The 13,155-nt window shown below is 54.0% G+C and carries 10 protein-coding genes; 4 read left to right on the forward strand and 6 right to left on the reverse strand.

Features of this window, described 5'->3' with window-relative positions; genetic code table 11:
* Together ABD971_RS14805 and ABD971_RS14810 are read right to left on the reverse strand one after the other, a co-directional pair.
* A complete protein-coding gene (locus ABD971_RS14805) occupies positions 1 to 1,200 on the reverse strand; it encodes an acyltransferase family protein (RefSeq protein WP_345323268.1) in 1,200 nt (399 codons plus the stop codon).
* A gap of 263 nt (positions 1,201 to 1,463) precedes the next feature.
* A complete protein-coding gene (locus tag ABD971_RS14810) occupies positions 1,464 to 2,123 on the reverse strand; it encodes a redox-sensing transcriptional repressor Rex (protein WP_339943504.1) in 660 nt (219 codons plus the stop codon).
* 375 nt (positions 2,124 to 2,498) lie between these two features.
* Here ABD971_RS14810 and ABD971_RS14815 point away from each other — a divergent pair, with 375 nt between their 5' ends.
* Positions 2,499 to 2,738, forward strand: a complete 240-nt coding sequence (locus tag ABD971_RS14815; RefSeq protein WP_339943503.1) for a hypothetical protein — start codon at positions 2,499 to 2,501, stop codon at positions 2,736 to 2,738.
* A 108-nt stretch (positions 2,739 to 2,846) separates the two neighbouring features.
* Here ABD971_RS14815 and ABD971_RS14820 read toward each other — a convergent pair whose 3' ends face one another.
* A complete protein-coding gene (locus ABD971_RS14820) occupies positions 2,847 to 4,118 on the reverse strand; it encodes a nickel-dependent putative hexonate epimerase (RefSeq protein WP_345323272.1) in 1,272 nt (423 codons plus the stop codon).
* 386 nt (positions 4,119 to 4,504) lie between these two features.
* On the opposite strand from ABD971_RS14820, the gene ABD971_RS14825 reads away from it, so the two are divergent.
* A complete protein-coding gene (locus tag ABD971_RS14825; protein ID WP_345323274.1) occupies positions 4,505 to 5,509 on the forward strand; it encodes a glycoside hydrolase family 32 protein in 1,005 nt (334 codons plus the stop codon).
* Between the two features lie 71 nt (positions 5,510 to 5,580).
* On the opposite strand, the gene ABD971_RS14830 is transcribed toward ABD971_RS14825, so the two are convergent.
* Genes ABD971_RS14830 through ABD971_RS14840 form a run of 3 tightly spaced genes read right to left on the reverse strand, consistent with a single transcriptional unit; the run spans position 5,581 to position 8,524 of the window.
* Complete coding sequence (locus ABD971_RS14830) at positions 5,581 to 6,924, reverse strand: Gfo/Idh/MocA family oxidoreductase (RefSeq protein ID WP_345323276.1); 1,344 nt, start codon at positions 6,922 to 6,924, stop codon at positions 5,581 to 5,583.
* 28 nt (positions 6,925 to 6,952) lie between these two features.
* A complete protein-coding gene (locus ABD971_RS14835) occupies positions 6,953 to 7,936 on the reverse strand; it encodes a hypothetical protein (protein WP_345323278.1) in 984 nt (327 codons plus the stop codon).
* A gap of 3 nt (positions 7,937 to 7,939) precedes the next feature.
* Positions 7,940 to 8,524, reverse strand: a complete 585-nt coding sequence (locus ABD971_RS14840; protein ID WP_339943493.1) for a YceI family protein — start codon at positions 8,522 to 8,524, stop codon at positions 7,940 to 7,942.
* 297 nt (positions 8,525 to 8,821) lie between these two features.
* On the opposite strand from ABD971_RS14840, the gene ABD971_RS14845 reads away from it, so the two are divergent.
* Positions 8,822 to 11,791 carry a DUF1553 domain-containing protein gene (locus tag ABD971_RS14845; RefSeq protein ID WP_345323280.1) on the forward strand — a complete coding sequence of 990 codons (2,970 nt, stop codon included), beginning with the start codon at positions 8,822 to 8,824 and terminating at the stop codon, positions 11,789 to 11,791.
* 8 nt (positions 11,792 to 11,799) lie between these two features.
* Positions 11,800 to 13,146, forward strand: a complete 1,347-nt coding sequence (locus ABD971_RS14850; RefSeq protein ID WP_345323282.1) for a DUF1501 domain-containing protein — start codon at positions 11,800 to 11,802, stop codon at positions 13,144 to 13,146.
* The last annotated feature ends 9 nt before the right edge of the window (positions 13,147 to 13,155 follow it).

A 13,155-nucleotide genomic window follows, 5' to 3' on the forward strand; every position in this document is an offset into this window, starting at 1 on the left:
TTAGTGAGTCGTTGCTGCGGAGCTGTGAGAATTCGCGGAATAGGCGGGGCGTCGCGTTTCAGCCCCGGCAAGTTTGGCTGCCGAATCGGGGGTTCTGCCGCCGGTAAGAAAAGCAATTGCACGTGGTGCGAATCGATTCAGCAGCATCGCAGCCGCGAAACAACTCACCGTCACGAGCGGGAAAAGCCCCCAAAACCAGGCTCCCTTCTCTAACAGCGGCCCCGCCACACGCTCCACCGTGGCACGGAGCGGAAATTCGTGAATCAGATAGACAAAAAATGCAGCGCCCGATAACCGAATCACCGCGGGGTGCCGTGATTTCCAGGCCACCATCCAAATCGAAAAGCATCCGGCTACGATCGAAGCTTTGTGAATCAGCAAACTCTCAACGCTGTAGTCGCTCGTGTACCAGCAATCAAAATCAGGACGCAGCATGATTCGCGCGATGATCAGATCGAACCAGACGATGACAAAGCCGAACATCGTCGGTGTGCTAAAACGACCGATCCGGTCGAAAACGTCGGTGTGTTGGTTTGCTGCACAGCCAACGCAAAAAAAGAACAGTGTCTCGGTATGCAGCAGGTACCATCCATGAACAATGGGAAACGGCTGATAATGACTCAGCCATAGTAATCCGGTAATGACCACACCAAGGTTGTATGGCAAGCCAGCGATTTGGCGGATAATGGGAGCGGCGATCACCAACACCATCAAGTCGCGCAAAAACCACAATTGCTCCGCTGGAGGTCGCAGCAGCCACGTGGCAATCAGCTCCAGCGGCGACCCTTCCAAAGATTTTCCGTCCAGCAGCCGCACAACCACCCAAAACAGCGTCGCCACGAATCCGATCACCAAATAAGGCAACAGCACACTGCGAGAGCGTTGACGAAGTTTTCGTAGATAAGTTCGAAACGTTCCGTCATCACTGCGGAAATAAAAAAATCCTGCAGCGAACGCGAACATCGGAACTGAAAACCTCGCGACACCTCCGATCAGAAACTCTTGAGCTAGTTGGTTCGCGGATGCCTTTTCGAGCGATGGCGAGGACGGCGCAGCAGACTGATAATGGATCGCGACAACAAAGATCGTTGCCAAAAAGGCAACAACTTGAAATGTCTGCTTGGTTTCGGCGGACAACTCGGTTCGCACGTCTCTCGTTCCGGTCGTAACAGTTTCGCGGATTGCGCGGGCGCGGCTCATGCGAGACACGCAACCTTCGAGAGACACTTACGCTCTCGCTCGCTGAAACATAGTTCACGGTTAATCTCAAATCCGCATTTCCGAGCACGGAAATCTTGATTTGCGTGCCGTAATGCCGGACGATCACGCAGCAGGGGTGGCACCGGAAAAGGACAGCGGAGACAAAATGCCCCACGTCCGCGATGCGATACCGGCCGAGACTCAATCGCGATCTTTCGCGACGTCAATCGAAACGCGGTGCATCCGCCAAGTAGAGACGTGTGTCATTTACCGCTTTGCACCGCAAATGCCAGACGCTGCAACTCACTCGCTAGATCCACGTTGACGACCGCGATACGCGGTGGCAGCTTCAACGTCGTCGGGGCGAAATTTAGAATCCCCGAGACGCCTAATTTGACCAACAACGTTGCAACTTCGGCTGCGTTGTCGGCGGGCACCGCAAGGATCGCCAAACTTGGTGGCGCCGCTGTGACGACTCGCTCTAACTCTTTTGCATCGAGCACCTCGACGCCGCCAATGGTCGATCCGATTCGCGTTGGATCCACATCAAACGCTGCGGTTAATTTGAACCCAAGCCGACTAAAACCTCGATAACGCAACAACGCGTCGCCGAGCGATCCGACACCAACCAAGACGACTTCCCACTGTTTTCCTGAACCGAGCACCTGACCGATGCGTTCGATCAACGCGTCGACCGAATAGCCCACACCCCGCTGTCCGATCGTACCGAGTGCACTGAGATCGCGGCGGACCACAGGCGATGAAACATTCACCAGCTTGCCCAATTCTTTGCTGTTTATCGTCGTGATCTCGGAGTCGCGAAGCCGATAAAGCTCGCGAAAATAGAGGCTCAGCCGTCCCACCGCAGGTTGTGGAATCTGCGTTGGAACGTCATTTGCATGATCTGGTACTGGTTCAGTCAAGCGGTCATTCCTTCCAAAGGAAAGGCCTCGAATTTAGAGCATTTTCGTTAGCGTTAGCGAACGTTGCCGGGCTAAGCATGTTCGGCCTTACAAACAGGTGACGCTATCGTACACGTTTTGAACAAGCAACCCACAACTTTGTCGTCAATCTTGCTGATAAAGCCTTGCTGATTAAGCGATGCGACGGCCTGACAAACCAAAGTGTAGCTTGTCAACGTCAAGGAAGTTTGCTGGAAAATTCGAGAATTCTTGAGCTTAGAACCTAAGGGTAACGAAACTTTAAAATAGTCACTTTTTTCCAGACACATTCCTGCGTCATTTCCCGCTTACTCATGGTAGTGACCTACCTAAACCGGGAATTCGGAGGCAAATACAATGTATGCAATCAATAACACCGAATCGAATATCAAACGGACGCTTGACCGGATTCAATCGATGTTCCGGCTGAATCGTCGTCTAGGCAACTACCTAGCCTCGCTAGAGATTTCATTCGAGAATCGCTCGGTCGTACTTCGTGGCGAACTTCCCTCGGACGAACTCCGCGGAGAACTGGTTCCCACGATTCGCCAAGCGGGTATCCTTTGCCAAGTTTGTAACGAAGTCCAAGTCAGCTAGAGCGGATTCCCCCGAGCGTTGGTAAATTTTCATCCACACCATCGCTTTTTCAATCGCTCGAGTAAGCGGCTCGCAAACTCGGCAGACTGAGCATCGGCAGACCGAAACTTACTCGCCGCGATCGGATTGCCACAATCCCAGCGATGGGTTTTGAATAAAGTAAAACTCACTTCCGTCTTCGTCGGTGTGGAAACCGTTCTGTAGCGTTTCAACATCATAACGACGCATCAGTTCTGACAGATTGCCTGGCGTATATCCCACGGATCGGATTTCTTCATCCGACAAATGGCCCGCCGCATAGACGACCTCGAAACGGTTTTCGGGTGATCCATGCACTAAGTGAGCGGCGGCCGACAAATTGGCTGCCAAATCTTCGTTCTCAGCGACCAAGCGGATCACCTCTTCTCGCGTGCGGTATCCATATTTGCGAATCAGATGATCGATTTGCTCATCTTCGCCAAATTCTTCGACTGCAGGCCCCAGCACGGTTAAACGTCCGCCGTTGGCAATCGCCAGTCGCGTTCGATAGATCGCTTTGTTGCCGAGCCATGTGCTCTTGAATTCGTTCGGATCCAGATAGGCAACCACATGTTTGGGTGCCTGGGGAATCATCGTGATGTTGACTTGACTGGCGAGCTCCGCCGCTTGAAAGAACGTATCGTGATCGTCGCCAATAAACAGTCCACGCGTGTGCATGCTGCGATCCGGCAACTGCTCAATCACGGTCAACGCGTAGACCAACGGCAACTCTTTACAGAAATGGTCCGATGCGTAGTTCAGAATCTGACGCAGTGGCGTGTTGGCTTGTCCCAGCGTTTGTTCGATGCCGTACACAGCGCTCAGGTAATGACTTTCGTTGATGCCATCTTTGCCACCGGTACCGACAAACACGTTCTTGTTGTAATTGGCCATCCCGATCACTTCGTGCGGCACGACTTGGCCGAGCGAGAAGATCAAATCGTGCCCACCATCCCGCAACAGTCGGTTGACCTGAGCTTCCCAGGGACGGTCATACATGCCGCCGGTGACTTCCGAAACAAATTCCGAGGGCACGGTTCCCAAGCGAACAACATCGTCTCGCCACAGATGAGGGCGGAACAAATCATGCGGGATGCCGGGAAACATGTGATTTAGCTTCTCGGGTGGCATTGGTGAATGCGTCCCCAGCGCCGGCATGATGTCTTTGACGCGGTCACCAAGAATCTCGTGACATAACACGGTCAATTCACCTGCACGGCTGAACAATCGCGTGTGGTCCGGCGGCAACAACAATGCTCGCTCGGGCTTTCCAATCGCAGAAAACGTCTGCAACAGGGCGTTGCGAAGGTCTTCACTGGTGAGGGAGGTGTTTTTTGAGCCCGTTGCGAAAAATGTTGTCATTGTGTTCAGGCGAAAATGGTGTTTGGCGAAAATGAATTGCGAACCGAAAAACGTCAGCCGGCGGCAACCACCTGAATTGTAAATTACCACGCCCTCGCTGGTCGACAAGTCGTGCAACGAGCAGGCGTTCGGGCGGGCGGTAAAATTTGCAGGAGAGAACCGTGACAAAAGAGAGAATTTCGCCAGACTCATCCCACCTCGGCGCCGGCCAGGGCGACCCCAAAAGTCCGACGGCGATGTGCAAACCCCACGGACACCCCGTGAAAGCTTACACTTGTCAAAGCGGTTGCTTTATCGCGTCGCCTCCCCCCCTCTTTTTTCGCATTCGCTGCGAAATCTTCCCACCCTTTGTCGTGAAATGACTCACCATGAAAAACACCTTCCTTATGCTCGCGTTCCTTCTTGTTCCGGTCGTGGGTAACGCGGCCGACAATTCCTCTTCGGCGATTCCCAACACAGGAAATCAAGGCAAAGCCGTGCTGGTCGATGCCCAGCGAATTTGGGACGCCGCGCCTCACAACGCGTTCACCGATTTAGTGCGTTTCAAAGATCGCTGGTACTGCGTGTTTCGCGAAGGTTCTGGCCATGTTTCGCCTGACGGAGCCCTGCGTGTGCTGACCTCGACCGATGCAGTCCACTGGGAATCTGCCGCCTTGGTCACGTCGGAGGATTCGGATCTTCGCGACGCGAAAATCACCGTGACTCCCGACAACCGCCTATTATTGGCGGGCGCCGAAGCGATCCAAACGCCAACCGGACGCCATCACCAATCCGCGGTTTGGTTCTCCGAAGACGGCAGCACGTGGACAGCGAAACACAAAGTTGGCACGCTCGACAATTGGCTGTGGCGAATCACGTGGCACAACGGGCATGCCTACGGATTCGGCTACGGCACCGGAGATAAACAAGGTGACCTGAGTCTTTTTCACAGCGAGGACGGCAACGATTTCGAAACCTTGATCGAGAAGGTTGATGTTGCCGGAACCTATCCCAATGAATCCTCGGTTCTCTTTCTGCCTGACGACACCGCCTATTGTCTGCTGCGTCAAGACGGAACACCCAATTCTGGCAACCTCGGCACATCACAGCCACCCTATACCGAGTGGAACTGGAAGAGCCTTGACAAACGAATCGGGGGTCCGGAGATGATTCGTTTACCCGATGGTCGTATCATTGCTGCGGTTCGTCTGTACGACAAAAAAGTTCGCACGTCTCTCTGCTGGCTCGATCCGCAAGCGGGGCGATTGACCGAAGCTCTGGCATTGCCTTCCGGCGGCGACACCAGCTACGCCGGAATGGTCTGGCACGACGATCACCTTTGGGTCAGTTATTACTCGTCACACGAAGGCAAGACGAGCATTTACCTAGCCAAAGTCCGCCTCGCCCCCTAAAAAAGGTGTCGGACACCTTTTTGGAGGTTTAGGCGATTTGGAGTCAGCAAAAAAGGTGTCGGACACCTTTTTTAGACCCAGGCGGGTTCCCAGCCTTTGCGATATGGCTTGGTGATGTAGGTCTGGGCGGTCGCATTGTTTGTGATCGCCAGCGACTTGGCGTCCCATTTCAGTTCCTGCCCCGGAAAACGGATGCCGATCGTGCCTAACAAGACGGTTTCGGTCAGCGGTCCCGCGTAATCAAAGTGTGAAGTCGTCTCAGCCGCTCCGCGACACGCGTCCGCCCACTGCGTGTAGTGATCGACGCCTTCGATCACGGGCGATTTGTCGGCTGGGAATTTGTCTTCGGGGAACAACTTCGGCATCGCGACGTGAGGAATCACGAGCGATCCCTTTTCGCCAACCAGCACCGAACCGGCTGCGGGTAACGCATAGTCGGCTGGCACATCGCCCAATTTTTCACGCGGAGGCCGCGTTCCCACGCCGTCATACCAAGTCACTTTCAGCGTCGAACCCGCGGTGTACTCGGTGCCAGGGAACTCGTAGCGAACCGTCGCTTGGTCGGTCCATGATTCCGGAAACAATTTTGGCGCTTCGGCTGTCAAGTTTGTGGGCGACCCTAGTTTCAGCGATTTAAACACCGGATCCAAAATGTGGCAACCGAAATCGCCTAGCTGTCCGGTCCCGTAAGCCTGCCATCCACGCCAATTGAAGGGGTGATACATCCCGATTTTGTAAGGACGATCTTCCGCAACACCTTGCCATAAATCCCATCGCACGCTCTGCGGCACAGGGTCATTGCCGCTGGGGCGATTCAAATGCCGCGGCCACGATGGCTTTCCACTCTGCCATGAATGCACCTCTTTGACCTTACCAATCATTTCGGTATGCACCATGTGCACCGCGGTGCGATAGGCCGAATGGGATTGAATTTGGTTGCACATCTGAGTCACGACGTTGAACTTGCGGGCCGCCAGTGTCATTTGGCGTGCTTCGTGAACCGAATGGGTAAGCGGTTTTTGACAAAAGACATGTTTGCCTAACTGCATTGCGGGCAATGCGATCGGGGCATGCATGAAATCGGGCGTCGATACCAACACACCTTCGATCTCTTTGGACTTGTCCAACAATTTCCGCCAATCGTCGTATTGTCGTGCTTCCTGGTATTTTTGTGCCGCTTGGCCAAGATGTTTTTCCGAGCTGTCGATGTCACACAGTGCAACCACTTGGACATGCGGACTGGCCGCCACGCCATTCAGGTCGCTCCATCCTTTGCCGCCGGTCCCGATGCTGGCAATCCCCAACCGACTGTTAGCTCCATAGACTCGAGAATATGACAGTGCCGGTAATGTGATCGCTGCACCTGCGATCGTAGAGGCTTTTAGAAACGAACGGCGATTGTGTGTAACAGCCATAGGTAGGTTCCGTTGGTTGGAGGGATGTTTATCGGAGGGAGCTCGATTCTAACTCAATTGGAAACGTCTGTGCGTGACGAGATTGCAATTCGCCCATTTCTTGATTTTTCAGCAACGGAGCAAAACTGCGATCAAAGTCGCGTTTCGCTAGCACCAAGACAACGAGCAACAGCATCGTCACCGCGGTCACCCGAATCACCGCGATACGCCACGGGCTGGCCGGCTGGAGGCCCCGCAATTCGGTGACCCAGCAAAGCGTTGGCGCGATCATCATCGCCAATGCAATCGTCATCGTGATGCGGCCAAAGAAGTGTCCAAAAAACAGCACCGAAAACAGACTCACCACGGCAATGCCAATCAAAGCGTCCGAGTGGAATGCAACCTTGGTCTCACCACGTGTGCGCAGAACGGTCGTGGAAATTGCCGTCCCGATTATCGCTGCGGTGATCGGAACTGTGACGGCGCCACCCTTTAAATAGCCCGCCAACATCACGCAAACACCGGCGGACTGAATCGATATGCAAAGCGAAAGCGGAACCGAGACGGATTCTGTGGATCGCTTTGACAATCGGCACAGTAAGAACCAAACAGCTCCTAAAACACCGCTGCAAAAGACCATCGCAAGATAGCTTTGCCACAGCGTCCCTTCAGCCGAATCGATCATATACACCGATTGGTGCAGCAAGATACGGGGCAATGCAGCGACGAGACACAACCGCATTAGCCAGGTTAGCCAAAGGGGAGTGTATCGGGCGGCCGCGATCCACTGGATACAAATGGCAGCGGGTAAAATGATCGTCAAGAAGCGATCCAATGCGCTGGCGGGTGGCCATGCCCACTGTACGTTCATCACCATCAATCCGATTGCCATCCCCACACCGATGGCTGGCGTGGAAATCAGATTCAGGTTTGTTGTCAGATCGCGACGCAGTCTTGTGATCACCAGCACCAAAGATGCACTGGTGATCAACGCGACCGCGAACGACTTCACATACAGCAGCGGTTCAGGCATCCGCTACTTTTTAACGCCTTCGCAATCAATCATGATTAACGCCTTATCGCCGATCGGTCCGATTGCGTTTTTGTCAAAGCCATAGTCGCTGCGTTTGAGCGACAATTCGGTTGAGAACGCGACCCGTTTTGTCCCCTTAAAATCATGTTCCTTGCCCCCCATTAACACCAGCGTAATCTCGTTCGTGGTGCCATGCATCGTAAAGTCACCTTTGACTTCGTAGCCACCCTCAATCGGTTTGACGCTTGTGCTTTTGAAGGTGATGGTTGGGAATTGCTTGGTGTCGAAGTAATCGGGTTGGCGAAGATGTTCGTCGCGGGCCGCGTTTGCGGTATCAACGCTGTCGGCTTTGATTGTCAACGCAAAGGTCGATTGCGAAGGCGATTCTCGATCGAGCGAGAATTTCCCCGAGACCTCATTGAATCGACCATGAATCCAACTGATATCGAGATGACGTGCCTTGAAACTGACCGATGAATGTACAAGGTCGTAGTCGTATTCGTCCGCGGCGGAACATGTCGTTGTATTAACACTGAACGACGCAGCCAATACAAAAGCCAGTCCAGAAGCAAAGAGTGATCGTGTCATCGGAGGTGTGCTTTTCGAAAGAAAGGTGGGAGTGAACTACGGATCGTGGTTGATCGCAGCATGTTCGCCATCGTATTGGCGAGATTGAGGTGAGTAAAGCAGAGCGGAGTTCGGAGCGTGCGATTCGCTGGAAAATCATCGACAGCGACGCGGATTGAGTCCTGATTGGCCTACTCTGCTCTATAGATTAATTGATAAAAGCAGCGTTTGTCTCGCAAAAATGTTTGCATTTGCTTGGCAAATCCCTAACAATCGGGGTTCCCACCTTTCGAACTCTCCTCATTCCCCCCCGTCGTCATGAAGCGAATCCTGAGCGATGCGTTGTGGTTGGCGTTCGCGGTCGTTGTTTGCGACAACGTCAATGCAGCAGAGGATGCCACCGCGTTTTTTGAAACGAAGATTCGCCCCGTCTTAGTTCAGCACTGCTATGAATGTCATTCAGCGCAGTCCGAAGACATCGGCGGCAAATTGCGAGTGGATAGCCGCGATGCGATGCGAAGTGGCGGCGAATCAGGGCCCTCTTTACAGGTGGGAGCTCCCGATAAGAGTTTGATCATCCAGGCCCTGCGTTACGATGATCTGGAAATGCCCCCCGATGCTCCCTTGCCCGAAACGGTCATCAAAGACTTCGAGACTTGGGTATCAATGGGGGCCGCCGACCCGCGTGATGACACCGTCAAAGTTGCGGAAACCAGCGAGATTGATGCCGAGGCACTTTGGTCATTCTTTCCTCGGCAATCGCCAGCGACTCCACACATCAGCAATCCACTGTGGCCACGCGACCCAATCGATCACTTCGTTTGGGCGCGAATGCAGGATGCGGGGCTTTCTCCCACCGTCGACGCGGATCCTCGCACCTTGGCGCGTCGAATTTTCTACGATCTGATCGGTCTGCCACCAACATCCGAACAGATCTCGGCGTTTGTCGCCGATCACGAACACGACGCCGACGCCGCGATCAAGCAGCTCGTTGACGAATTGTTGGCGAGTCCTCAATTCGGAGTGCGATGGGGCCGGCATTGGTTGGACGTAGCACGCTATGGCGAATCCAATGGTGATGATGGCTTGGGACGCAACGCGACCTTTCCTCATGCTTGGCGTTACCGCGACTACGTGATCGATGCGTTCAATAACGACATCCCCTATGACCAGTTCCTAAAAGAACAGATCGCAGGCGACTTGCTGCCGTCGAAGTCGCCAGCGGAGCGCAATCGCAAATTGATCGCCACCGGTTTCCTTGCCATCGGATCGAAACCGGCAGTAGCGATGAACAACAACTTTGCGATGGATGTCGTGGATGACCAAATTAATGTCGTCTGCACCGGCGTGATCGGATTGAGCGTTGCATGTGCTCGTTGTCATGACCATAAACATGATCCCATTCCGACTCGCGATTATTATGCCTTGGCCGGGATTTTTTCGAGCACGAAGACGCTCTATGGCGCCGCAGCGAATCAGAAATTGACAGCCCCGCCGACTCCGCTGCATGAACTGAGATCGGATTGGCCAACCCAACAAACCGAGCCGGATCGTTCGAGTCCTCCCGTCTTTCCGAACGACTATCCCGCTGCGATCGATTCGCTCGAGCCCGAACTGCACTTCCGGCTCGACGAGGCGCCCGACGAGTTAACCGTGACCCCAGCGGCGAGCTATTCGCCGGATACCTTTGCGTCGGTGAAAGAGACGACATTTGTTGGCAAAGTGGCCAAATCGACCGAGACGTATTCGGTATCGCTTTGGTTCCGAAACACGCTCAAAAATGATGCACGCGCGATTACGGCTTACTTGTTTTCCCGAGGCAAACAACGAGCCAGCGGACTTCCCGGCGATCATCTCGGCATCGGCGGCAAGCACGATTCATCGCGTAGCGGCAAATTGTTCGTCTTTAACGGGGACAAAGACACGACGTCCGTCGCCGGCAGCACCGTCATCCCCACGGGCAGTTGGAATCACATCGTCTTGGTCCGCAATCGCGATCAAGTGAAGGTGTTTCTGAATGGACAGCTTGAAATCGAAGCCGAACTCAAATCAACCTTCGGTGACAATACAGAATTTTGTGTGGCGAACCGCAGCGACAACTTTGCACCGCTGACGGGCAACATCGCCGAGTTTGCAATCTATCCTCAAGCATTAACTAACGACGATGCAGTGAAGCTTCACGCGACGTCGGGGCAACCACGTGGCGTTCGAGTGATTCCGCCTTATGGTTTTGCAATGGGAGTGCAAGAAAAAGCAAAGCCGGTTGATTGCAAAATCCATATCAACGGCCAAAGCAACAAACTCGGGCCATTGGCGCCGCGAGGCACGCTAACCGCCTATCAAATGGTCGATGCCGATGACCCATTTAAGGCGAAGGGAATCGAGATCGAACCCCAGCACAGTGGTCGCCTGCAGTTGGCGGAATGGCTAACCGACCCGAATCATCCGCAAACGGCGCGTGTGATGGTCAATCGCATTTGGCAACACTTGTTTGGGCAAGGCATCGTAACGACACCCGATGATTTTGGCGTCTACGGCGCTCGACCGACGCATCCACAATTGTTGGATCATTTGTCGAATCGTTTTGTCCGGGAGGGTTGGTCGATCAAACGTTTGATCCGCGCCATTGTGCTGTCTCGCACCTATCGCTTGGATAGTCAAGCCGACAGCGAGCATCTTCGCATCGATCCCGACAATCAATATCTCGCGAGGCATGAACGTCGACGATTGGATGCGGAATCACTTCGCGACAGCGTGTTGCAGGCGTGTGGATCGATCGACTATTCACCCGAACAAGGATCCGCGATCGAAAACGTCGATGCGTTGATCAATTGGCCTCCTGGGAACGCAACGGACCTGCATCGCGACAGCAACCATCGCAGTATCTATCTGTGTATGCTTCGGCACTCGCCACCGAAAGAACTCGCTGCATTCGATCTACCTGATGGAGTTGGAATCACGGGGAAACGAGATGTCACGACGCTTCCAACACAGTCGTTGTTCTTGCTGAACAGCTCGTTTGTGACCAAGCAATCCGAGCGTCTAGCCAGCAACGTGTTGAGTTCGGACTGCAACGACCATCGCGATCGTATCCAGCAAATTTTTGATGCCGTTCTGCATCGTCCCGCCACGGGTCCCGAGCTAGATGCAGCGTTGGCTTTCATTCAGCAGTTAAACGAAGTGGGCGAAGATGCCGACACCGTACCAGCGGCGGAGAGACAAATCCGAGCTTGGGCAGGCTTTTGTCAAGCATTGTTGATGACCAACGAATTTCGATACGTGGATTGAGGACGCAGATGATTTCACGAAGAACGATGCTGCAAACCGCGTCGTGCGGTTTCGGCTATTTGGCAATGCAGTCGCTGTGTCAGTTGCAGGCCACGACGGCTAACGCCGCCACCCCCATTTCGCTCTCGCATCCAACGGTTCGCCCTCGCGCAAAACGTGTCATCTTTTTGTGCATGAGCGGCGGACCTGCGCAGATGGATACGTTCGATTACAAACCGCAAACAGGCAAGAAAAAGCATCCGGGTTCGGTGTTCCCGTTCGCGCAGCGTGGTGAGAGCGGTTTGTGGATCTCAGATTTGATGCCAGAAACGGCAAAACATGCGGATCGTTTGTGTGTGATAAACGGCATGCACGCGGATACAGGAAACCATGCACAATCGTTTTTGCAATTGCACACCGGCGAAAAGCTGAGAAAACGGCCTAGTATGGGATCATGGATCTCGTACGGATTAGGTACCGAGAACGCCAATTTGCCGGGCTTTGTTAGTCTGAATGCAGCCAAACCATCGGTGTATAGCAGCGTCTTCTTGCCGACTGAATTTGCGGGGACTCCGATTGGGACGAACGGCGAAGATATGTCCCAAGCGAGGATCCGCGATATCTCAGGCACGCATTTGCCGGAGGACATCAAACGCCGGCAATTGGATTTTGTGCAAGCGATGAACCGTGATCATCTCGATGCGCGACCCGGCGACGCCGTATTGGACGGTGTGATTGAGTCGATGGAACTTGCCTTTCGCATGCAGTCGACCGCGCCCGAGTTATTGGATCTGAGCAACGAAACCGAAGCGACGCTGGAGCGTTACCGCGTCGGAAAGAAATTGTCAGTCGGAACTTGTCGGCCGACCGATTTTGGACGTCAATGTTTACTCGCCCGACGCTTTGCCGAAGCAGGCGTGCGTTTTATCGAAGTCAATCATGGCAGTTGGGATCAACACAACGACCATCGACGTGACTTAAAAGCGAATTGCGAAACGGTCGACGCCCCGATTGCGGCATTGCTCGAAGACTTGGCCGCCCGGGGAATGTTGGAAGACACGCTTGTCGTCTGGGGTGGCGAATTTGGTCGGCCTGGATTGGTGCCCGGCGATGGCAAGGACGTGTCCGGGCATAACTCGAGCGGTTTTACATTCTGGTTAGCCGGAGGCGGAACAAAGCAAGGCTATACGCATGGCAAGACCAACGAAATAGGATCGCGAGCGGTCGAAGGCAAAGTCCACTTTCGCGATTTGCACGCGACCATCTTGCACTTGTTGGGGATTGACCATCAACAGCTGACGTTCGAGCATGGCGGCCGCTTGCATCGATTGACTGGTCACGAAGAGGCCAAGGTCGTTCACGAGTTGTTCGCCTAACGCGGAACC

It is taken from the genome of Novipirellula rosea, assembly GCF_039541335.1.
GTDB lineage: Bacteria > Planctomycetota > Planctomycetia > Pirellulales > Pirellulaceae > Novipirellula > Novipirellula rosea.

Bases quoted from the DNA above. Each gene is read 5' to 3' on its own strand.
- ABD971_RS14805 (WP_345323268.1), bottom strand. From the start codon at position 1,200: ATGAGCCGCGCCCGCGCAATCCGCGAAACTGTTACGACCGGAACGAGA.
- ABD971_RS14815 (WP_339943503.1), top strand. From the start codon at position 2,499: ATGTATGCAATCAATAACACCGAATCGAATATCAAACGGACGCTTGAC.
- ABD971_RS14830 (WP_345323276.1), bottom strand. From the start codon at position 6,924: ATGGCTGTTACACACAATCGCCGTTCGTTTCTAAAAGCCTCTACGATC.
- ABD971_RS14825 (WP_345323274.1), top strand. From the start codon at position 4,505: ATGCTCGCGTTCCTTCTTGTTCCGGTCGTGGGTAACGCGGCCGACAAT.
- ABD971_RS14850 (WP_345323282.1), top strand. From the start codon at position 11,800: ATGATTTCACGAAGAACGATGCTGCAAACCGCGTCGTGCGGTTTCGGC.
- ABD971_RS14840 (WP_339943493.1), bottom strand. From the start codon at position 8,524: ATGACACGATCACTCTTTGCTTCTGGACTGGCTTTTGTATTGGCTGCG.
- ABD971_RS14820 (WP_345323272.1), bottom strand. From the start codon at position 4,118: ATGACAACATTTTTCGCAACGGGCTCAAAAAACACCTCCCTCACCAGT.
- ABD971_RS14835 (WP_345323278.1), bottom strand. From the start codon at position 7,936: ATGCCTGAACCGCTGCTGTATGTGAAGTCGTTCGCGGTCGCGTTGATC.
- ABD971_RS14845 (WP_345323280.1), top strand. From the start codon at position 8,822: ATGAAGCGAATCCTGAGCGATGCGTTGTGGTTGGCGTTCGCGGTCGTT.